The organism is Pseudomonas sp. CNPSo 3701 (genome assembly GCF_028674975.1).
Lineage (GTDB): Bacteria > Pseudomonadota > Gammaproteobacteria > Pseudomonadales > Pseudomonadaceae > Aquipseudomonas > Aquipseudomonas straminea.
The window spans coordinates 1091331-1113304 of the sequence record NZ_JAQZSI010000001.1 but is presented as its reverse complement, the minus strand read 5'-3'; the positions used below and the strand labels follow the sequence as shown (position 1 = coordinate 1113304).

General features: G+C 61.9%; 19 protein-coding genes and 1 pseudogene. 6 read left to right on the top strand and 14 right to left on the bottom strand.

What is annotated here, in order from left to right; genetic code table 11:
• Position 1: 1 nt before the first annotated feature.
• Positions 2–1918, bottom strand: coding sequence for an ATP-dependent zinc metalloprotease FtsH (gene ftsH, locus PVA39_RS05055; RefSeq protein WP_167363133.1), 1917 nt, complete (start codon positions 1916–1918; stop codon positions 2–4).
• A gap of 187 nt (positions 1919–2105) precedes the next feature.
• Positions 2106–2738 carry a 23S rRNA (uridine(2552)-2'-O)-methyltransferase RlmE gene (gene rlmE / locus PVA39_RS05050; RefSeq protein WP_274123080.1) on the bottom strand — a complete coding sequence of 211 codons (633 nt, stop codon included), beginning with the start codon at positions 2736–2738 and terminating at the stop codon, positions 2106–2108.
• 97 nt (positions 2739–2835) lie between these two features.
• On the opposite strand from rlmE, the gene yhbY reads away from it, so the two are divergent.
• Entirely contained in the window at positions 2836–3147 is a 312-nt protein-coding gene (gene yhbY, locus PVA39_RS05045; RefSeq protein WP_147174847.1) for a ribosome assembly RNA-binding protein YhbY, read from the top strand.
• A 9-nt stretch (positions 3148–3156) separates the two neighbouring features.
• Here the strand turns inward: yhbY and PVA39_RS05040 are convergent, their stop codons facing one another.
• From PVA39_RS05040 to grpE, 8 genes and pseudogenes are all read right to left on the bottom strand, one after another.
• A complete protein-coding gene (locus PVA39_RS05040; protein WP_337993273.1) occupies positions 3157–3612 on the bottom strand; it encodes a DUF4149 domain-containing protein in 456 nt (151 codons plus the stop codon).
• Positions 3590–4066 carry a transcription elongation factor GreA gene (gene greA, locus PVA39_RS05035; RefSeq protein ID WP_274123079.1) on the bottom strand — a complete coding sequence of 159 codons (477 nt, stop codon included), beginning with the start codon at positions 4064–4066 and terminating at the stop codon, positions 3590–3592. Before greA ends, PVA39_RS05040 begins: the two co-directional genes overlap by 23 nt.
• A complete protein-coding gene (gene carB, locus PVA39_RS05030) occupies positions 4063–7284 on the bottom strand; it encodes a carbamoyl-phosphate synthase large subunit (RefSeq protein ID WP_147174845.1) in 3222 nt (1073 codons plus the stop codon). Before carB ends, greA begins: the two co-directional genes overlap by 4 nt.
• A 36-nt stretch (positions 7285–7320) precedes the next feature.
• On the bottom strand, positions 7321–8457 hold the full coding sequence (gene carA / locus PVA39_RS05025) for a glutamine-hydrolyzing carbamoyl-phosphate synthase small subunit (RefSeq protein ID WP_274123078.1): 1137 nt from the start codon (positions 8455–8457) through the stop codon (positions 7321–7323).
• A 237-nt stretch (positions 8458–8694) separates the two neighbouring features.
• Entirely contained in the window at positions 8695–9495 is an 801-nt protein-coding gene (dapB, locus tag PVA39_RS05020; protein ID WP_274123077.1) for a 4-hydroxy-tetrahydrodipicolinate reductase, read from the bottom strand.
• 68 nt (positions 9496–9563) lie between these two features.
• Positions 9564–10691: a molecular chaperone DnaJ gene (dnaJ, locus tag PVA39_RS05015; RefSeq protein WP_093504146.1), complete on the bottom strand. Its 1128-nt coding sequence runs from the start codon at positions 10689–10691 to the stop codon at positions 9564–9566.
• A 123-nt stretch (positions 10692–10814) separates the two neighbouring features.
• Positions 10815–12734 (bottom strand): molecular chaperone DnaK, encoded by a 1920-nt coding sequence (gene dnaK / locus PVA39_RS05010; protein WP_274123075.1) that lies wholly within the window; start codon positions 12732–12734, stop codon positions 10815–10817.
• A 99-nt stretch (positions 12735–12833) separates the two neighbouring features.
• Positions 12834–13403, bottom strand: a pseudogene (gene grpE / locus PVA39_RS05005) (nucleotide exchange factor GrpE); the annotation flags it as partial.
• Between the two features lie 173 nt (positions 13404–13576).
• Here grpE and recN point away from each other — a divergent pair.
• Positions 13577–15250 carry a DNA repair protein RecN gene (gene recN, locus PVA39_RS05000; protein WP_274123074.1) on the top strand — a complete coding sequence of 558 codons (1674 nt, stop codon included), beginning with the start codon at positions 13577–13579 and terminating at the stop codon, positions 15248–15250.
• Between the two features lie 81 nt (positions 15251–15331).
• Here recN and fur read toward each other — a convergent pair whose 3' ends face one another.
• Complete coding sequence (fur, locus tag PVA39_RS04995) at positions 15332–15739, bottom strand: ferric iron uptake transcriptional regulator (protein WP_093504150.1); 408 nt, start codon at positions 15737–15739, stop codon at positions 15332–15334.
• Positions 15740–15835: 96 nt separating this feature from the next.
• On the opposite strand from fur, the gene PVA39_RS04990 reads away from it, so the two are divergent.
• Positions 15836–16345, top strand: a complete 510-nt coding sequence (locus PVA39_RS04990; RefSeq protein ID WP_027903629.1) for an outer membrane protein assembly factor BamE — start codon at positions 15836–15838, stop codon at positions 16343–16345.
• A 75-nt stretch (positions 16346–16420) separates the two neighbouring features.
• On the opposite strand, the gene PVA39_RS04985 is transcribed toward PVA39_RS04990, so the two are convergent.
• Complete coding sequence (locus PVA39_RS04985; protein WP_274123073.1) at positions 16421–16741, bottom strand: RnfH family protein; 321 nt, start codon at positions 16739–16741, stop codon at positions 16421–16423.
• Complete coding sequence (locus PVA39_RS04980; protein WP_093504152.1) at positions 16731–17168, bottom strand: type II toxin-antitoxin system RatA family toxin; 438 nt, start codon at positions 17166–17168, stop codon at positions 16731–16733. Before PVA39_RS04980 ends, PVA39_RS04985 begins: the two co-directional genes overlap by 11 nt.
• 201 nt (positions 17169–17369) lie before the next feature.
• Between PVA39_RS04980 and smpB the strand changes: the two genes are divergently transcribed.
• Positions 17370–17852: an SsrA-binding protein SmpB gene (smpB, locus tag PVA39_RS04975; RefSeq protein WP_013792693.1), complete on the top strand. Its 483-nt coding sequence runs from the start codon at positions 17370–17372 to the stop codon at positions 17850–17852.
• A gap of 78 nt (positions 17853–17930) precedes the next feature.
• On the opposite strand, the gene PVA39_RS04970 is transcribed toward smpB, so the two are convergent.
• Positions 17931–18698 (bottom strand): GntR family transcriptional regulator, encoded by a 768-nt coding sequence (locus PVA39_RS04970; protein WP_093504153.1) that lies wholly within the window; start codon positions 18696–18698, stop codon positions 17931–17933.
• Positions 18699–18994: 296 nt separating this feature from the next.
• Between PVA39_RS04970 and PVA39_RS04965 the strand changes: the two genes are divergently transcribed.
• Positions 18995–20680 carry a lactate permease LctP family transporter gene (locus tag PVA39_RS04965; RefSeq protein WP_274123072.1) on the top strand — a complete coding sequence of 562 codons (1686 nt, stop codon included), beginning with the start codon at positions 18995–18997 and terminating at the stop codon, positions 20678–20680.
• A 153-nt stretch (positions 20681–20833) separates the two neighbouring features.
• The gene (lldD, locus tag PVA39_RS04960; protein WP_274123071.1) at positions 20834–21973 is read left to right on the top strand and encodes an FMN-dependent L-lactate dehydrogenase LldD; all 1140 of its coding nucleotides are present in this window, start codon (positions 20834–20836) and stop codon (positions 21971–21973) included.
• Position 21974 lies beyond the last annotated feature (1 nt).

Genomic DNA, 21974 nt, shown 5'->3' with positions numbered 1-21974 from the left:
TTTATACCTCGGCAGCAGGGCCGCCGATGGGCTTCTCGGGACGATCTGCTTCGTCAGGCTTGGCAGAAGGCGTGCCGGCACCGTTGCCGCCACCCGTCCAGTCCTTCGGCTCGCGAACCGGACGACCACTCATGATGTCGTCGATCTGGTCGATGTCGATGGTCTCGAACTTCATCAGCGCTTCAGCCATGGCATCGAGCTTGTCGCGGTTGTCGGTCAGAATCTGCTTGGCAGTGTTGTAGCAGCCGTCGATGACTGCGCGCACTTCGGAGTCGATCAGCTTGGCCGTTTCACCCGACACGCTGGCACCGGAGGAACCACCACCACCGCGCAGGAAGGGCTGATCTTCGTCTTCGGCATACAGAAGTGGGCCGAGTTTTTCGGAAAGGCCCCACTTGGTGACCATGTTCCGGGCGATCTGGCTGGCCCGCATGATGTCGTTGGACGCACCGGTGGTGACGCCGTCGAAGCCCAGGGTCATCTCCTCGGCGATACGGCCACCGTAAAGCGAACAGATCTGGCTGGTCAGCGCACGTTTACTGAGGCTGTAGCGATCTTCCTCGGGCAGGAACATGGTTACGCCCAGGGCGCGGCCGCGGGGAATGATGGTGACCTTGTAGACTGGATCGTGCTCGGGCACTAGGCGACCGACGATGGCATGGCCCGCCTCGTGATACGCGGTGTTGAGCTTTTCCTTATCGGACATGACCATGGTCTTGCGCTCGGCGCCCATCATGATCTTGTCTTTGGCCAGTTCGAACTCTTTCATCTCCACCAGTCGCTTGCCCGCGCGAGCAGCGAACAGCGACGCCTCGTTGACCAAGTTGGCCAGGTCGGCACCGGAGAAGCCCGGCGTACCGCGGGCGATGACCGCAGCCTTGACGTCTTCGCCCATCGGGATCTTGCGCATGTGCACGTTGAGAATCTGCTCGCGGCCGCGGATGTCCGGCAGGCCGACGACCACTTGACGATCGAAACGACCCGGACGCAGCAGGGCCTGATCGAGCACGTCCGGACGGTTGGTGGCGGCGATGACGATGATGCCGTCATTCATTTCGAAACCGTCCATCTCCACCAGCAGCTGGTTGAGGGTCTGCTCGCGCTCGTCATGACCACCGCCCATGCCAGCGCCACGGTGGCGACCGACGGCGTCGATCTCGTCGATGAAGATGATGCAGGGGGCATGTTTCTTGGCCTGCTCGAACATGTCGCGCACGCGGGAGGCACCGACACCGACGAACATCTCGACGAAATCGGAACCGGAAATGGTGAAGAACGGCACTTTGGCTTCGCCGGCAACGGCCTTGGCCAGCAGCGTCTTACCGGTACCTGGCGAGCCGACCATCAGCACGCCGCGAGGAATACGACCGCCGAGGCGCTGGAATTTGCCCGGATCGCGCAGGAACTCGACCAGCTCGCTGACCTCTTCCTTAGCCTCGTCGCAGCCGGCGACGTCAGCAAAGGTGGTCTTGACCTGATCTTCGGAGAGCAGGCGCGCCTTGGATTTGCCGAAGCTCATTGGCCCGCCCTTGCCGCCTGCACCGCCCTGCATCTGGCGCATGAAGAACATGAACACGGCGATGATCACCAGAATCGGGAAGCTGGCGACCAGCAGCTGAGTCCAGATGCTCTGTTGCTCTGGCTGCTTGCCAACGATCTCGACGTTGTTGTCCATCAAGTCCTTGATCAGGCCGTTATCCTGGATCGCCGGGCGCACGGTTTCGAACGAGGAGCCGTCGGAACGCAGGCCGCTGATGATGTAGCCATCGACGGTGACGCGCTTGACCCCACCGCTCTGCACCTGCTCGATGAATTGCGAGTAGTTGAGCTTGTTGGTCTCACTGGGGCTGGAGAAGTTGTTCATCACCGTGACGAGGACGGCGGCGATGATCAGCCACAGGATCAGATTCTTTGCCATGTCGTTCAATTAGCTACCCTCTGAAGCAGGCCCCTTGCCGAAGCGTGCTTCGCATGACGACCAGTTATAAACCGATCTAACTTACTACAAACGCCCGTTCGTGGCTGACACCGTCTGTAACCCTTTATGAGACGTCTGCCCATTACGATGCGCGTCTTGGCTTGGACTGACAACCACGCCATTGGTTTTACTCGGCCACCGGCCCCTTGAAGCCTCGGGCCAGCAGATACTGCTCGCGGGAGCGGTCACGGGACGACAGGGGTTTGCGCATCTGCACCTTGTCGAACTGACGGCGCACCTCCTTGTGGTACTCGTCGAAACCCTCGCCCTGGAAGATCTTGATCAGGAAATCGCCGCCGGGCTTGAGCACCCGGCCAGCCAGATCCAGCGCCAGCTCGCACAAGTACATCGCGCGCGGCTGATCGGCGGCCCTCACCCCACTCATATTGGGGGCCATATCGGAAATCACAAGGTCGACGGGATTATTGTCGATGGCCTCAAGAATCTGGGCGAACACGGCGTCGTCAGTGAAATCGCCTTGAATGAAGGTGACATCCGGGATGCTGTCCATCTCCAGGATGTCGGAGGCGATCAGCCGACCCTTGTCGCCGATCACCCGGCTGGTGACCTGGGACCAGCCGCCCGGCGCAGCGCCGAGGTCGACCACGGTCATGCCGGGGCGCAGGATGCGATCCTTCTCCTGCACTTCCAGCAGCTTGTAACTGGCACGTGAACGGTAACCGTCCTTTTGCGCCATTTTGACGTACGGATCGTCGAAATGCTCTTTCAGCCAACGCTGGCTGGTCTTGGAACGGGCCACACAACACCTCAAGAGAACAGAATGAATAACTGGGCGGGCCTCGGGCGGCTCGGTTAAAATAGCCCGCTTTCCCAGATTAATACGCAGGGTTCAGATTATGCCGCTCACTCAAGAGCAGAAGAAACAGTTCAAATCTATCGGCCACCACCTGAAACCGGTATTGATCGTCGCCGACAACGGTGTTACCGAAGGCGTAGTGGCCGAACTCGAACGCGCGCTGAATGACCACGAACTGATCAAAATTCAGGTGCGTGTGACCGAGCGCGACGACCGCCTGGCGGTGATCGAAGAACTGTGCAAGGCCGGTAATGCCGAGCTGGCGCAGGTCATTGGCAAAATGGCGCTGCTGTACCGCAAGAACCCCAAGGCCAATCGCAACCTGTCCAACATCAGCCGCTATCAGGGCTGATTCAGGTGATCAGCCGACCTGCGGGTCGGCTGCCCCGCTCTTGCAAGGCACGGGCTGCAGCACCAGCAACACGCCGAAGAACGCCAGCAGCAGGTAGCTGAACAGCTGCCAGCGTACAGCCTGCGGCCACAGCACCAGCGAAATCAGAAAGGCCAGCGAGACGACCAGCACTGCGAGCAGCAACTGCCCGCTGCGCACTCGCCACAGCGTCGCCAACCCATACTGCCGAACCAGCAGCAAGAGCTGCAGCAGCGCTGCGCCCAGCGTAATGCCGACCATCTGCGGCACCAGGGTGCGCGCGACTTCTTCGATCAGCAAGGACGCCAGACCGACACTGGCGAGACCCGGCAGCACCAGAAAGTGCAGGATCCAGATGCCGCCGACCCAGAGGGTCTGCAGCAGCATCCAGGCATTGGCTGCGCTGTCACGCGCAGCCGTGCGATCAGACGTGACTAACTTCGACAATCTCGTACTCGACCAGACCACTGGGCGTGTTAACGCCAACCACGTCACCTTCGTTCTTGCCCACCAGGGCACGAGCGATGGGCGAACCTACGGACAGCTTGCCCTGCTTGATGTCGGCTTCGTCTTCGCCAACGATCTGGTAGGTCACGCTTTCGTCGGTCTCGACGTTGGCGATTTCCACGGTGGTGCCAAAGATCACCTTGCCGGTGTGGGCGATAGTGGTGACATCGATGATCACCGCATTCTGCAGGCGGCCTTCGATGTCACGCACACGCGCCTCGACCATGCCCTGCTCCTCGCGGGCGGCATGGTATTCGGCGTTTTCCTTGAGGTCACCCAGCTCACGGGCCTCGGCGATGGCCTGGCTGAGCGCCGGGCGACGCACCTTGGTCAGGTGTGCCAGCTCTTCTTCCAGGGCGCGAGCGCCCTGGGTGGTCATGGGGTACTTGTTCATGCCTTGATTCCTGCATGCAGATCCTGCAGACGGCGCACGGTCTTCTCGGGACCGAACTTGAGCGCCTCACAGACCGCCTGCCCCGCCGCGATGGTGGTGGTGCAGTAGATCTTGTGCTGCAGCGCGTTACGACGAATGGAGTAGGAGTCAGCGATCGACTGACGGCCTTCGGTGGTGTTGATGATCAGGGTGACTTCGTCGTTCTTGATCATGTCGACCACGTGCGGACGACCTTCGGTCACCTTGTTGACGCGGCGCACCGGCAGGCCGGCGGCCTCGATCACCTTGGCGGTGCCGGCTGTGGCCACCACTTCGAAGCCCAGCGCGACCAGATCGCGGGCGACCTGAATGGCCTCTGGCTTGTCGTCTTCGCGAACACTGATGAAGGCGACGCCTGCGTTCGGCAGAATCTCGCTAGCGCCCATCTGCGCCTTGGCGAAGGCTTCGCCGAAGCTGTCGCCGACGCCCATTACTTCGCCGGTGGACTTCATTTCCGGGCCGAGGATCGGGTCGACACCCGGGAACTTGTTGAACGGGAACACCGCTTCCTTGACGCTGAAGAACGGCGGGATGATTTCCTGAGTGAACCCCAGCTCGGCCAGGCTCTTGCCAGCCATCACACGGGCTGCGACCTTGGCCAGCGACTCGCCGATGCACTTGGATACGAACGGCACGGTACGCGAGGCACGCGGGTTGACCTCGATCACGTAGATGTCCTCGCCCTGCACGGCCATCTGCACGTTCATCAGGCCGATGACGCCCAGTTCCAGAGCCATCTTCTTGACCTGGTCGCGGATCTCGTCCTGGATATGCGCCGGCAGCGAGTACGGCGGCAGCGAACACGCTGAGTCACCGGAGTGAACGCCGGCCTGCTCGATGTGCTGCATGATCGCGCCGATCACCACGACTTCGCCGTCGCTGACCGCGTCCACATCCACCTCGATGGCGCAGTTGAGGAAGCGATCCAGCAGCACCGGGCTGTCGTTGGACACCTTCACCGCTTCGCGCATGTAGCGCTTGAGCTCTTCTTCCTGGTAGACGATTTCCATCGCTCGGCCGCCCAGTACGTAGGACGGGCGCACCACCATCGGGTAACCGATGTTCTTGGACAGGGTCAGCGCTTCTTCTTCGCTGCGCGCGGTGGCGTTGGCCGGCTGACGCAGGCCAAGGCGCTGCACCATCTGCTGGAAACGCTCGCGGTCTTCGGCGCGGTCGATGGCGTCCGGGCTGGTGCCGATGATCGGCACGCCGGCTTCTTCCAGGGCGCGGCATAGCTTCAGCGGGGTCTGGCCGCCGTACTGAACGATCACCCCCTTGGGCTGCTCGACGCGAACGATTTCCAACACGTCTTCCAGGGTCACCGGTTCGAAGTACAGGCGGTCGGAGGTGTCGTAGTCGGTGGAAACGGTTTCCGGGTTGCAGTTGACCATGATGGTCTCGTAACCGTCTTCACGCATGGCCAGTGCGGCGTGCACGCAGCAGTAATCGAACTCGATGCCCTGGCCGATACGGTTCGGGCCACCGCCGAGAATCATGATCTTGTCGCGACCACTGGCGTTGGCCTCGCACTCTTCCTCGTAGGTCGAGTACATGTAGGCGGTGTCGGTGGCGAACTCGGCGGCGCAGGTGTCGACGCGCTTGTAGACCGGCAGCACCTTGAGCTTGTGACGATGGCTGCGCAGGTTCTTCTCGGTGACGCCGAGCAGCGCGGCCAGGCGCGCATCGGAGAAACCCTTGCGCTTGAGGCTGAACATCAGGTCGCGGTCGATGCTCGACAGGCCCAGGGTCTGGATGCGCTGCTCGTCCTTGATCAGGTCTTCGATCTGCACCAGGAACCATTCGTCGATGCGAGTCAGTTCGAACACTTCCTCGACGGTCTTGCCGGCGCGGAAGGCGTCGGCCACGTACCAGATGCGGTCGGCGCCCGGCACGATCAGCTCGCGCTTGAGGGTGCTTTCGGCTTCCGGGTCAGCCGGATCGAGCTTCGGATCGAAGCCGGACACGCCGACTTCCAGGCCGCGCAGCGCCTTGTGCAGGGATTCCTGGAAGGTCCGACCGATGGCCATGACCTCACCGACGGACTTCATCTGCGTGGTCAGGCGGGCGTCGGCGTTGGGAAATTTCTCGAAAGCGAAACGCGGGATCTTGGTGACCACGTAATCGATGGCCGGCTCGAAGGACGCCGGGGTGCGACCGCCGGTGATGTCGTTCTGCAGTTCGTCGAGGGTGTAACCCACAGCCAGCTTGGCAGCGATCTTGGCGATCGGGAAACCGGTGGCCTTGGAGGCCAGCGCCGAGGAGCGCGACACACGCGGGTTCATCTCGATGACGACCATGCGGCCGGTATTCGGGCAGATGCCGAACTGCACGTTGGAGCCGCCGGTTTCCACGCCGATCTCGCGCAGCACCGCCAGGGAGGCGTTACGCAGGATCTGGTATTCCTTGTCGGTCAGGGTCTGGGCCGGCGCCACGGTGATCGAGTCACCGGTGTGCACGCCCATCGGGTCGAAGTTCTCGATGGAGCAGACGATGATGCAGTTGTCCTTCTTGTCGCGGACCACCTCCATCTCGTATTCCTTCCAGCCGATCAGCGACTCGTCGATCAGCAGCTCGTTGGTCGGCGACAGGTCCAGACCACGGGTGCAGATTTCCTCGAACTCTTCGCGGTTGTAGGCGATGCCGCCACCGGTGCCGCCCATGGTGAAGCTAGGACGGATGATGCACGGGAAGCCGACCTTCTCGAGCACGCCGTAGGCTTCTTCCATGCTGTGGGCGATACCCGATACAGGGCAGGCCAGGCCGATGTCCTTCATGGCCTTGTCGAAGCGCGAGCGGTCTTCGGCCTTGTCGATAGTGTCGGCGTTGGCACCGATCATCTCGACTCCGAACTTCTCCAGCACGCCGTGACGCTCCAGATCCAGCGCACAGTTCAGCGCGGTCTGGCCGCCCATGGTCGGCAGCAGGGCGTCGGGGCGCTCTTTCTCGATGATCTTGGCCACGGTGGCCCATTTGATCGGCTCGATGTAGGTGGCGTCGGCCATGGCCGGGTCGGTCATGATGGTGGCCGGGTTGGAGTTCACCAGGATGACGCGGAAACCTTCCTCGCGCAGGGCCTTGCAGGCCTGGGCGCCGGAGTAGTCGAACTCGCACGCCTGGCCGATGACGATGGGGCCGGCGCCGAGGATCAGGATACTTTTGATGTCTGTACGTTTTGGCATAGCGGTTACTCGAATCCTTGGGTCAGTCGGCGAGGCTTAGCGGCGCTTGGCCATGGCTTCGATGAAGCGATCGAACAGCGGGGCGACATCGTTCGGGCCCGGGCTGGCTTCGGGGTGACCCTGGAAGCTGAAGGCGTCCTTGTCGGTACGCTCGATGCCCTGCAGGGTGCCGTCGAACAGCGACTTGTGGATCGGGCGCAGATTGCTCGGCAGGCTGTTCTCGTCCACGGCGAAACCGTGGTTCTGGCTGGTGATCATCACCACACCGGTGTCGAGGTCCTGGACCGGGTGGTTGGCACCGTGGTGACCATGACCCATTTTCAGGGTCTTGGCGCCGGAGGCCAGGGCCAGCAGCTGGTGGCCGAGGCAGATGCCGAATACCGGGATGTCGGTTTCCAGAACGTCCTTAATCGCCTGAATGGCGTAGTCACATGGCTCGGGGTCGCCAGGACCGTTGGACAGGAATACGCCGTCGGGATTGAGCGCCAGTACTTCGCTTGCCGAAGTCTGCGCCGGCACCACGGTCAGGCGGCAACCGCGCTCGACCAGCATGCGCAGGATGTTCAGCTTGACGCCGTAGTCGTAGGCGACCACATGGTACGGCAGCTCGCTGGCAGAGATCTCGGGATGGCTGTCATCTTTCAGGTTCCACACGCTGGAGCGCCACTCGTAGCGCTCGGTGCAGCTGACTTCCTTGGCCAGGTCCATGCCTTTCAGTCCCGGGAAACCACGCGCCAGCTCCAGCGCCTTTTCCTCGGTGGCGTCGGCACCAACCAGGATGCAGCCATTCTGGGAGCCTTTTTCACGCAGAATGCGGGTCAGGCGGCGGGTATCGATACCGGCGATGGCGACGGTGCCGTTTTCCTTGAGGTAATCGGGCAGCGACTGCTTGTTACGCCAGTTGCTGGCGATCAGCGGCAGATCGCGGATGATCAGGCCCGCAGCCCAGACGCGATTGGACTCGGCATCTTCCGGCGTGGTGCCTGTATTGCCGATATGTGGATAGGTCAGGGTAACGATCTGCTGGGCATAAGACGGATCGGTAAGAATTTCCTGATAGCCGGTCATGGCGGTGTTGAACACCACCTCCCCGACAGTTTGGCCGTCGGCCCCGATGGCCTCGCCGCGAAAAATGCTGCCGTCAGCAAGGGCGAGTATGGCTGGCTTACTCAAGAAGACCTCCCGTAGATCGTGGAGCAAACGCAGATTGTAAAAAAGCGGGATGACGTGTGAAGGTCATCCCGCTTTTTTGATTGATTCATTCTGCGCAACTTTTAGTGGACACACTAAAGCGGAAAGCTTACAGGAAAAGTGCCTTTTTCGAAAGCCGTTCAGGGCCAAAAACCTGAAATCCGATCCGTGGTCGCCCCTGATAACCACCGAGGGCGCCATTGGCACCCTCGGTTTCGGTTACTTCAGCCCCAGCACGTCCTGCATGTCGTAAAGCGCTGGCGAGCGCTGCTGCAGCCAGGATGCCGCGCGCACTGCGCCCTTGGCGAAAGTCATGCGACTGGACGCCTTGTGGGTGATCTCCACGCGCTCGCCGTCAGCGGCGAACAGTACAGTGTGATCGCCGACTACATCACCGGCGCGCACCGTGGCGAAACCGATGGTCTCGCGCTGACGTGCGCCGGTTTGCCCTTCACGCCCATAAACCGCGACCTTTTCCAGGTCACGCCCCAGCGCATTGGCCACCACCTCGCCCATGCGCAGCGCAGTACCAGACGGCGCATCGACCTTATGACGGTGATGGGCCTCGAGCACTTCGATGTCCACATCGTCACCCAACACACGGGCGGCGGTGTCGAGCAACTTCAGGCACAGGTTCACGCCCACGCTGAAATTGGCAGCGAAAACGATGGGAATCTTTCTGCCGGCATCGGCCAGCAACTGCTTTTCCGCAGCACTGAAGCCGGTGGTGCCGATGACCATAGCCTTGCCGGCGCGGCGGCAGATTTCCAGGTTTTCGAGGGTCACCGCGGGATGGGTGAAGTCGATCAGCACGTCGAACTCGTCGATCACGCCCTCCAGGCTGCCGTACAGAGCCACGCCCAGCTTGCCGACGCCCGCCAGCTCACCGGCATCGGCACCAAGCAACGTGCTGGTCGGCCGCGCTACGGCGGCACCGAGCACGACGCCATCGGCCTGGTGAACGGCCTCGATCAGGTTCTTGCCCATGCGCCCGGCGGCGCCCGTGACTGCAATACGCATATGCATAACTCCAAAGTACAAACGGCGAGCAGCCGGCCACTGCCAGCTGCTCGCCGTGCATTACCGCATTAAAGGTCGCCGAAGAAGCGCTTCACGCCTTCGAACCAGCCATTGGCCTTGGGCGAATTGGAGCTGTTGCCCACCAGGGACTGACGAAACTCCTCGAGCAGCTCGCGCTGGCGACGGTCGAGATTGACCGGGGTTTCCACCGCCACCTTGCACATCAGATCGCCCGCACCGCCGCCACGCACCGGGGCGACGCCCTTGCCGCGCAAACGGAACAGCTTGCCGGTCTGGGTGCCTTCCGGAATCTTCAGCTTGACCCGACCATCGAGGGTCGGCACTTCCAGCTCGCCGCCCAGAGCCGCATCGACGAAGCTGATCGGCACTTCGCAGTACAGGTGCTTGCCGTCACGCTGGAAGATCGCGTGCTCACGCACGTTGACCACCACGTACAGATCGCCCGACGGGCCGCCGAGGGTACCCGCCTCGCCCTCGCCGGACAGACGGATACGGTCGCCGGTATCGACACCGGCCGGTACCTTGACCGACAGGGTCTTGTGCTCTTCGACACGGCCATGGCCATGGCAGGAGCCGCAGGGGTCGGTGATCATCTTGCCGCTGCCGTGGCAGCGCGGGCAGGTCTGCTGCACCGAGAAGAAGCCCTGCTGCATGCGCACCTGGCCGATGCCGCCGCACGTGGTACAGGTCACCGGGCTGGTGCCCTTCTTGGCACCCGAGCCATCGCAGGTCTTGCAGTTGACCAGGGTCGGCACGCGAATGGTCACCGTGGTGCCACGTACCGCCTCCTCGAGATCCAGCTCCAGGGTGTAACGCAGGTCACTGCCTCGCTGCGCACCACCGCGCTGACCGCCACGCTGGCCGCCGAAGAAATCGCTGAACACGTCGCCGAAGATGTCGGAGAAGTTCGCGCCGCCACCACCAAAGCCGCCACCGCCGCCCATTTGCGGGTCGACGCCTGCATGACCGTACTGATCGTAGGCGCTGCGCTTGCCGGCATCGGACAGCACTTCGTAAGCCTCGTTGGCTTCCTTGAAGGCGTCTTCGGCCGCTTTGTCGCCGGGATTGCGGTCGGGGTGATGCTTCATCGCCAGGCGACGGTAAGCCTTCTTCAGCTCCGCCTCGCTGGCCCCGCGCTCGACCCCGAGCACTTCGTAGTAGTCACGTTTAGACATGGGTTTCTAGCACTCTCAAAATTCTTAAAGTCCAGACACGCCAACGCGGGAGCAAGCCCCCGCGCGGCGGATCACCCTGCCACACCGTAGCGTGACAGGGCGCAAACACAGGCAAGCCGGGGCTTACTTGTTGTCCTTGACTTCCTCGAACTCGGCGTCGACCACGTCGTCGGCAGAGCCCTTGGTTTCGCCAGCATCCGCCGCACCGGCAGCGCCAGGCTGCGGCTGCTCGGCGTACATCTTCTGCGCCAGCGGAGTGGTGGCTTCGGACAGCGCATTCATCTTCGCTTCGATGGCCGCCTTGTCGTCGCCCTTCACGGCAACTTCCAGCTCGCCCAGCGCCGCTTCGATGGCCGCCTTCTCTTCGGCAGTCGCCTTGTCGCCCGCTTCGGTGAGCATCTTGCGGGTGGCGTGCACCAGTTGATCACCCTGGTTGCGCGCCGCTGCCAGCTCTTCGAACTTGCGGTCTTCCTCGGCGTTGGCCTCGGCGTCACGCACCATGCGCTCGATCTCGTCATCGGACAGACCGGAGTTGGCCTTGATCACGATGGACTGCTGCTTGCCGGTGGCCTTGTCTTTGGCGCCGACGTGCAGGATGCCGTTGGCGTCGATGTCGAAGGTCACTTCGATCTGCGGCACGCCGCGCGGAGCCGGCGGAATCTCGGCCAGGTCGAACTTGCCCAGGGACTTGTTCTGTGCGGCCTGCTTACGCTCACCCTGCAGCACATGAATGGTCACCGCGCTCTGGTTGTCGTCGGCGGTCGAGAACACCTGCGACTTCTTGGTCGGGATGGTGGTGTTCTTTTCGATCAGCGGCGTCATCACACCGCCCATGGTTTCGATACCCAGGGTCAGCGGGGAGACGTCGAGCAGCAGTACGTCCTTGACGTCACCGGCCAGTACAGCGCCCTGAATGGCAGCACCCATGGCCACAGCCTCGTCCGGGTTGACGTCCTTGCGAGCGTCTTTGCCGAAGAAGTCGGAAACGGCCTTCTGTACCAGCGGCATACGGGTCTGACCGCCGACCAGGATCACGTCGTCGATCTTGCCGACGTCGATACCGGCATCTTTCAGCGCGATGCGGCAAGGCTCGATGGTACGGCTGACCAGATCCTCGACCAGCGACTCCAGCTTGGCGCGGGAGATCTTCACGTTCAGGTGCTTCGGACCGGTGGCATCGGCAGTGATGTACGGCAGGTTGACGTCTGTCGACTGCGAAGACGACAGCTCGATCTTGGCCTTCTCGGCAGCTTCCTTCAGGCGCTGCAGAGCCAGCGGATCGTTCTTCAGGTCCATGCCGGACTCTTTCTTGAACTCGTCGACGAGGTAGTCGATCAGGCGCATGTCGAAGTCTTCACCACCCAGGAAGGTATCACCGTTGGTGGCCAGTACTTCGAACTGGTGCTCGCCGTCGACTTCGGCGATTTCGATCACCGACACGTCAAAGGTACCGCCGCCCAGGTCATAGACGATCACGGTGTGGTCGCCCTTGGCCTTGTCCATGCCATAGGCAAGGGCTGCAGCGGTCGGCTCGTTGATGATGCGCTTGACGTCCAGACCGGCGATGCGGCCGGCGTCCTTGGTGGCCTGACGCTGGCTGTCGTTGAAGTAGGCCGGCACGGTAATGACCGCTTCGGTGACAGGCTCGCCCAGGTAGTCCTCGGCGGTCTTCTTCATCTTCTTCAGCACTTCGGCGCTGATCTGCGGCGGCGCCATGTCCTTGCCGCTGGCCTGCACCCAGGCGTCACCGTTGCTGGCCTTGACGATCTTGTAAGGCACCAGCTTGATGTCTTTCTGCACGACGTCTTCTTCGAAGCGACGGCCGATCAGGCGCTTAACCGCGAACAGGGTATTGTGCGGGTTGGTAACCGCCTGACGTTTGGCCGACTGACCGACCAGAATCTCGCCATCGTTGGCATAAGCAACGATGGACGGCGTGGTGCGCGCGCCTTCGGCGTTTTCGATGACTTTGACGTTACCGTTTTCAAGAATGGAGACGCAGGAGTTGGTGGTCCCCAGGTCGATACCGATGATTTTGCCCATTTCACTCTCCCGAAACTTTGAAATATCCGCCGCGTTGTCGTGACCGCTGCGGTAGCACTAATACGCTTGACTCACTAAATGGGGTGTGGCCCGCCGATTTCAAGCCTGCTCATCGATAGATGGCGGCGCCTCGGCCGGGGCCTTGCTGACCACGACCATGGCTGGGCGCAGCAGGCGACCGTTGAGCAGGTAGCCCTTCTGAAACACCTTGAGCACGCTGTTGGGCTCGACGTTGGTGCTTTCCTGCATGGCCATCGCCTGATGATGCTCCGGGTTGAACGGCGCACCATGAGGGTCAATGGCTTCCAGCTGGTGGCGCTTGAGGGTGTCGAGCAGCAACTTGAGCGTCAGCTCCATGCCCTCACGCACCGCCTTGATCGATTCGTCGTCGGCGCTGGACAGTTCGAGACCACGCTCGAGACTGTCGACCACCGGCAGCAGGTCGTTGGCAAATTTCTCGAGGGCGAACTTGTGCGCCTTCTCGACATCCTGTTCAGCGCGACGGCGCACGTTCTGCAGATCGGCAGCCATGCGCAGCGACTGATCCTGCGCAGTCGCCAGTTGCTCTTCCAGCGCTTGCACGCGAGCAGCCAGGTCTTCGCTTGGCGCGGCGTCGTTCGCTTGCGCTTCGGAAGTCTGCGGATCCAGGTTCTGTTCGTCAGCCATGCATTTCTCCTCTGAATGATTCGACGAGCCTCAACTCGCGCGTCTGCCGCCTATATAAGGATGATTTGTAGGGTTTCAAGGGCCACTACCACTTTCCGGCAGCCAGTCGTCAGCGTATTGCCACCTCATCGCAAACCACTGTATAAATAACCAGAACAACCCTGAGAGGCCTCGCCATGCTGGTGCACCTGTCCGTCCACAATTACGCCATCGTCGAACACCTGGATCTGGAACTGGACCGGGGCATGAGCGTCATCAGCGGCGAAACCGGCGCCGGCAAGTCGATCATGCTCGACGCCCTCGGCCTGACTCTGGGCGATCGCGCCGACAGCGGTGTGGTTCGCCCAGGCGCCGACAAGGCGGACATACTGGCCAGCTTCGACCTCGCCGACATCCCCGAAGCCCACGCCTGGCTCGCCGAGCGCGACCTGGATAACGACGGGCCGTGCATCCTGCGCCGGGTCATCACCGCCGAAGGCCGCTCGCGCGGTTACATCAACGGCACGCCCTGCCCGCTCGGCGACCTCAAGGCACTGGGCGAGCTGCTGATCGACATTCACAGCCAGCACGAGCACCAGTCGCTGCTCAAGACCGACACCCACCGCCGGCTGCTCGACGAATACGCCGGCGCCCAGGAATTGGCCCGCCAGGTACAACTGGCCGCGCAACGCTGGAAGCAGACCCGCAGTGAACTCGAACGCGTGACCTCCCAGGGCGACGAGCAGCGCGCTCGCCATCAGTTGCTCAGCTATCAGCTCGAAGAACTGGAAAACCTTGGCTTGGGTGACAACGAACTGGAGCAACTGGAGCAGGATCACAAGGCGCTGACCAATGCCGAGAGCCTGCTCAGCGCCTGCCGCCAGGTGATTGATCAGTGCAGCGAAAGCGATGCCGGCAACGTACTGTCGGTGCTCACTGCCAGCCTCAACCGCCTTAGCGGCCTGCAAGGCCAGCCGGGCGCCCTGAACGAAGCCACCAACCTGCTGGCCAGCGCGCAGATCCAGATCGAGGAAGCAGTGGGCGAGCTCAACCGTTTTCTCGACCACTTCGACGCCGACCCTGAGCGCCAGCAACAACTCGAAGAACGCCTGGACACCATCTATACCCTGGCGCGTAAACACCGCATCCACCCCAGCGAACTGCCCGCCATGCAGCAGCAGTTGTTCGACGAACTGGAAAGTCTCAATGCCGACGACCAGGCCGCCGAGCGCCTGGGCGAAGAGCTTGCCGCCTACGGCCGTCACTACCAGGAAAAGGCGGCCGAACTCAGCGCCAAGCGCCAGAAGGCCGCCAGCAAACTCGGCAAGGCGGTTGAAAAGGAAATGCAGACCCTGGGCATGCCAGGCGGACGCTTCAGTATTCAGCTGCAGCCCATCGAAGGCGGCGAGCCAAATGCCAATGGCCTGGAACAGGTCGAGTTTCTGGTCAGCGCCAACCCTGGGCAACCGATCAAGGCACTGGCCAAGGTCGCCTCGGGCGGTGAACTGTCGCGCATCAGCCTGGCCATCCAGGTGATCACCGCGCAAACCTCACGGGTTCCGACCCTGGTGTTCGACGAGGTGGACGTGGGCATTGGCGGCCCGACCGCCGAAGTGGTCGGCCAGCTGTTGCGCCGCCTCGGCGAGCGCGGTCAGGTGCTGACCGTAACCCACCTGCCTCAGGTCGCCGCGCAGGGCCACCAGCACCTGTTCGTCCACAAGGTGCGTGGCAACAACGCCACCCGTACGGCGGTCAGCAAGCTCGGCGAAGCCCAGCGTATCGAGGAAGTCGCGCGCATGTTGGGTGGCATTGATCTCACCGACGAATCCCTGGCTCACGCCCGTAAACTGGTCAGCAACGCCCAGAACTGACGCCCCACAGACATCTGCAGAAAACATTTCCTGCAGGCATGAAAAAGGCGACCTAAGTCGCCTTTTTTGTCAACCGAACACTTATTTAGCGGTACGACGTACGTAAAGCACCAGATTGTGGTCCACCAGCTCAAAACCGTGCTCACGAACGATTTCCTTCTGGCGTTTCTCGATCTCGGCGTCGAAGAATTCGATCACGTCGCCGGAGTCCACGCACACCATGTGATCGTGGTGACCACCGTCAGCCAGCTCGAACACGGCATGGCCGCCATCGAAGTTATGGCGCACCACCAGGCCGGCCGCTTCGAACTGGGTCAGTACGCGGTAGACGGTCGCCAAACCGACATCCTCGCCCGCATCCATCAGCGACTTGTAGACATCTTCGGCGCTCATGTGACGCTGCTCGGCAGAGTCCAGCATCTGCAGGATTTTGACCCGTGGCAGGGTTACTTTCAGGCCAGCTTTGCGCAGTTCGCTATTTTCAACCATGGTCTGCTTTCTCGCGGAAGCGCTTCGCAGCTTCCCTTATTGCGGGTATGATCGGGGTTTACGTTGCCCAGCCAAGATAGTGGAAGACGCCCACCGATGCAAAAAACCAGACTCCTGCTGACCAGCCTCACCTTCATGGGGCTCATCGCACTCGCCGGTTGCTCATTCCCCGGGGTTTATAAAATCGACATCCAACAGGGCAATGTCGTCACGCAGGACATGATAGACCAGTTGCGCCCCGGAATGACCCGGCGCCAAGTGCGGTTTATCATGGGTAACCCACTGATCACGGATACCTTCCACGCCAACCGCTGGGATTATCTGTACAGCATGCAGGCCGGCGGCAGCCAGCGTCAGCAGGAGCGTGTAACGCTCAACTTCGACGGCAACGACCAGTTGGTCAGCCTGTCCGGCGACTTCATGCCAGGCACCAGCCGCGACGACCAGATTCTCGGCCGCGATGGCGCCCCGACACAGGCACCGACTCAGCAACAAGATGAGCCAGCCGCACCAGGCTCGGTACTCGAGCAGATCCAGCGTGACGTCGACAACGTCGAAACCGTACCGGTACCGACACCGGAACCGCTGGAAACCTCGCCGCAGTAAGCTCGCGAGCAGCGCACAATGAAAAGCCCCGGCAAATGCCGGGGCTTTTTCATTACCGCCTGGAAATCTGGAAGCTCAACGCTGGTCAGCATTCCTCGCCCGCTCAGCGGCCTGGGCGGCGCGGCGTTTACGCACCTCTTTCGGATCAGCGAGCAGAGGCCGGTAGATTTCCACACGATCGCCCTCCTCCAGCCGCTGCGTCTCGGGCGACGTAACGATCTTGCCGAATATTCCCAGTGGCGCCGCAGCCAGATCCAGCCCGGCAAAGTACGCCTGCAAGCCAGATTGCAAGGCGGCCTCGCGCACCGTGACGCCGACAGGCAACTGCAGACTGATCAACATCTGCCGATCCGGCGCGGCGAAAACCACCTCCACCGACAACTGATTACTGACCATGCAGCTCCTTGGCCCGCTGGCAGAAGGCGTCGACCATGGTGTTGGCCGCCTGATTGAACAGCGGCCCCAGGGTTGCGCGCATGATCGGGCCGGCGTAGTCAAAGGTCAGGTCCAGGCTAATTTTGCAGGCCTTGTCGCCCAATGCCTTGAAGGTCCACTGACCGTGCAGATGCTCGAACGGGCCATCTTCCAGGTTCAGTTCGATGGACTGCCCCGGCACCAGCACATTGCGCGTGGTGAAGCGCTGGCTCAAACCAGCCTTGGCCACTTCCAGGCTGGCGACCATGTGCGTATCGCTGGCCTCGACGACCTCGCTTGACGCACACCAGGGCAAGAACTCGGGATAGCGCTCGACATCATTGACCAGGTCGTAGAGAGCCTGGGCCGGATACGGAAGCAAGGCCGAGCGCTGGATGTGAGTACTCATAACGATTGAATTTCCACGGTTGACGACATCGCAGCAGCGCGATGTCTCGGGCTGATGCTCTTACTACAGACATCAACCCGAGGCGAGTATCCCAATATTGTCGAGGATTCGCCTTGAGGGCTCAAGCGGACAGCTGCCGCAGTGCTTTTAGCACGCGCACGCATGGCGCACCGTCACGTGACTCCCTATAATGCGCCGCCTATGGCTAAACAAAAGAAACATCCGCAAGGCAGCATCGCCCAGAACAAGAAGGCGATGCACGACTATTTCGTGGAGTCCCGCTTCGAGGCCGGCCTGGCGCTGGCCGGCTGGGAAGTGAAGAGCCTGCGTGCCGGCAAGGCTCAACTGGTCGACAGTTACGTCCTGCTCAAGGACGACGAAGCCTGGCTGATGGGCTGCCACATCACGCCGCTGAAAACCGCCAGCACCCACGTCATCGCCGATCCGACGCGCACGCGCAAGCTGTTGCTCAATCGTCGCGAGCTGGAAAAGCTGTTCGGCGCCGTGCAGCAGAAGGGCCACACCTGCGTGGCGCTGTCTCTGTACTGGAAACAGCATCTGGTCAAATGCGAAATCGCCTTGGCCAAGGGCAAGAAGGATTTCGACAAGCGCCACACCGAGAAAGAGCGCGATGCCGATCGCGAAGTGCAGCGCGCCATGCGCAGCAAGGGCAAGGACGAGTAAGCACTGCGGTTCGAAAGCGAACCGCAGCGCGCTCCAACCCCTTACATCTCGCCTTTCCAGGCAACTCCGACCGACTGACTACAGCCCCTGGCGCCGTTGCGCACGCTGCTCACGGGCTTCCTGCTGAACAACGTCCGCCAAGACCTCCTGCACATAATCGATATGCTGATTGGACAGCGCCCGCGCATCCTCGGCACGACCCTGCATGATCGCCTCGTATAGAGCACGATGCTGGGCGTTAAGCATGCCGCGGGTCTCGCCGCGCAGGGCATACATGCCACCGATGTTGGTGACCACGTTGCGCTTGAGCAGATCGAACAGACCGCGAATGGTGTGCAGTAGCACAGCGTTATGGCTGGCCTCGGCGATGGCCAGGTGGAAATTGGCGTCCGCCACGCCCTCCTCGGCACGGGTCACTTCACCTGCGCGGCCGTAGCAATCCTGTAGCCGCTCAAAGGCTTCAGTGAGACGCCGGCGATCCACATCGGTAGCACGCAGTGCCGCGTAATAGGCGCAGGAGCCTTCCAGGGTATGGCGAAATTCGAGCAGGTCGCGCTGGGCGTCGGCGCTGCTTTCCAGCAGGTGCATCAGTGGGTCGCTAAAGGTCGAGCCAAGGTTCTCGCATACATAGGTACCGCCGCCCTGACGGCTGCTGAGCAACCCCTTGGTCGCCAGCTTCTGGATAGCCTCACGCAACGAAGGCCGTGATACACCGAACTGTTCGGCGAGCACCCGCTCGGCTGGCAGGCGCTCACCGGCCTTGAGCGTGCCTTCGAGGATCATCGCCTCCAGGCGCTCGACGATATCGTCGGACAGACGCCTCTGGCGCAGCGGACCGAAATTCATTGCTTCAACATCCCACACCACCCCAAAAACGGCGCCAGATCGCCTGGCGGCCGAAAATCCATGCAGCCTACCCAGTGGCCTCTATCGCCACAAGCACGGCTCCCTTCACCACTCCTCAGACCAAAGTCGAAACAGCGCAAATTGACGCACCCGAGCAAAAGAAATTATTCTGGCGCTTGCCACTTGTAAATTGGTCTTACCAATAATAATAACCCGTTCGCAAAACTGCCCTGCATTCGGTGAATCACCAGCAGCTCGCGATCAGGCGATACCAACAACAATCAGCGAGCCTTCCCATGCAAACATGGCAACAGTTCTACACACCGCTCGGCAGCCTTGGCCTGTCCGCACTAGCGGCCGTGATCCCCATCGTCTTCTTCTTTTTCGCCCTCGCCGTATTCCGCCTCAAGGGTCATGTAGCGGGTAGCATCACTCTGGCGCTGTCGATCATCATCGCCATCGCTGCCTTCGGCATGCCGGTGGACATGGCGCTGGCCGCCGCCGGCTATGGCTTCGCCTACGGCCTGTGGCCGATCGCCTGGATCATCGTCGCGGCAGTGTTCCTCTACAAACTGACCGTCAAGAGCGGCCAGTTCGAAGTCATCCGCAGCTCGGTGCTTTCGATCACCGATGACCAGCGCCTGCAGGTACTGCTGATCGGCTTCTCGTTCGGTGCTTTCCTGGAAGGCGCAGCGGGCTTCGGCGCACCGGTGGCAATCACCGCCGCCCTGCTCGTCGGCCTTGGTTTCAACCCGCTCTATGCAGCCGGCCTGTGCCTGATCGCCAACACCGCCCCGGTGGCGTTCGGCGCCCTGGGCATCCCGATCATCGTCGCCGGCCAGGTCACGGGTATCGACGCTTTCAAGATCGGCGCCATGACAGGTCGCCAGCTACCCATCCTGTCGATCATCGTGCCGTTCTGGCTGGTGGCGATGATGGACGGCTGGAAAGGCATCCGCGAAACCTGGCCGGCTGCGCTGGTGGCTGGCGTGAGCTTCGCCATCACCCAGTACTACACCTCCAACTACATCGGCCCTGAGCTGCCGGACATCACCTCGGCGCTGGTCAGCCTGGTATGCCTGACCCTGTTCCTCAAGGTCTGGCAGCCCAAGCGCGCTGCCGAAAGCCAGGTCGCCGGCACTTCCGGTGGCGCTGCGGTAGCCGGCGGCTTTGGCGGTGTGCGCAGCACCACACCGTCGCCCTACAGCTTTGCGCAGATCCTCAAGGCCTGGTCGCCCTTCCTGATTCTCACCGCCATGGTCACCGTCTGGACGCTGAAACCTTTCAAGGCGCTGTTCGCCCCAGGCGGCGCTTTGGATCACCTGGTGTTCATGCTGCCGATCCCGCATCTGGATCAGCTGGTGGTAAAGGTCGCCCCCATCGTCGCCAACCCGACGCCGATCGCTGCCGTATTCAAGCTCGATCCGATCTCGGCGACCGGCACTGCGATTTTCTTCTCTGCTGTGCTGTCGATGCTGATTCTGAAGATCAATATTAAAAGTGGTCTGACCACCTTTAAGGAAACCTTCTACGAACTGCGCTGGCCGATCCTGTCCATCGGTATGGTGCTGGCATTCGCCTTCGTCACCAACTACTCCGGCATGTCGACTACCCTTGCCCTGGTGCTAGCGGGAACCGGCGCGGCCTTCCCGTTCTTCTCGCCGTTCCTCGGCTGGCTGGGCGTGTTCCTGACCGGCTCGGATACCTCGTCCAACGCACTCTTCAGCTCGCTGCAAGCCACTACGGCACATCAGATCGGTGTCAGCGACACCCTGCTGGTGGCGGCGAACACCAGCGGCGGGGTAACCGGCAAGATGATCTCGCCGCAATCGATCGCCGTAGCCTGCGCCGCGACCGGCATGGTCGGCAAGGAATCGGACCTGTTCCGCTTCACCCTCAAGCACAGCCTGATCTTCGCCACCTTCGTCGGCCTGATCACCTTGGCGCAGGCTTACTGGCTGACCAACATGTTGGTGCATTAGTCGGCAAGCAATTGCGCGGACGCGCTAGCCTGGAACGAAGCCTTGAAAACGTGGCGCCCCGTACGAGCGCCTAACAAAACCAGAGCCCGCGCCTCAGCTCGGGCTTTGTCGCTGACAGGCCGCTGTACAGCGAACTGATAGGGAAGCAAAACCATGATCATTTCTGCCTCCACCGACTACCGCGCCGCCGCCCAGCGCCGCCTGCCGCCGTTTCTGTTCCATTACATCGATGGCGGCGCCTATGCCGAGTACACCCTGAGGCGCAACGTTGAGGATCTGGCCAGCATTGCCCTGCGCCAGCGCGTGCTGAAGAACATGGCCGAGCTGAGCCTGGAAACGAAGCTGTTCGGCGAGACCCTGTCGATGCCGGTGGCACTGGCACCGGTGGGCCTGACCGGCATGTTCGCGCGCCGCGGTGAAGTGCAGGCCGCCAAGGCAGCGGCGGACAAGGGCATCCCCTTTACCCTGTCGACCGTATCGGTATGCCCCATTGAGGAGGTTGCACCGGCCATCAGCCGGCCGATGTGGTTCCAGCTCTATGTGCTCAAAGATCGCGGCTTCATGAAGAACGCGCTGGAACGTGCCAAGGCCGCGGGCGTAACCACCCTGGTGTTCACCGTGGATATGCCGACCCCCGGCGCCCGCTACCGCGACGCCCACTCCGGCATGAGCGGCCCGAACGCAGCCATGCGCCGCATGCTGCAGGCTTTCACGCACCCGGCTTGGGCCTGGAATGTGGGCCTGATGGGCAAGCCACACGACCTGGGCAACATCTCCGCCTACCGAGGCAACCCGACCGGCCTAGCCGACTATATCGGCTGGCTGGGCACCAACTTCGACCCGTCGATTTCCTGGAAGGATCTGGAGTGGATTCGTGAATTCTGGGACGGCCCAATGGTCATCAAGGGCATTCTCGATGCCGAGGATGCGCGCGACGCGGTCAAGTTCGGCGCCGACGGCATCGTAGTCTCCAACCACGGCGGTCGTCAGCTCGATGGTGTTCTGTCCAGCGCCCGCGCGCTGCCGGCCATTGCCGACGCGGTGAAGGGTGACCTGAAGATTCTCGCCGACTCCGGCATCCGCAGCGGCCTCGACGTGGTGCGCATGATCGCCCTGGGCGCCGACACCGTGCTGCTCGGCCGCGCCTTCATCTACGCCCTGGCCGCAGCCGGGGGTGCAGGGGTGAGCAACCTGCTGAGCCTGATCGACAAGGAGATGCGCGTGGCCATGGTGCTGACCGGCGCCAGGTCCATCGACCAGATCAGTGCCGATTCACTGGTTCGGGAGCTCTGAG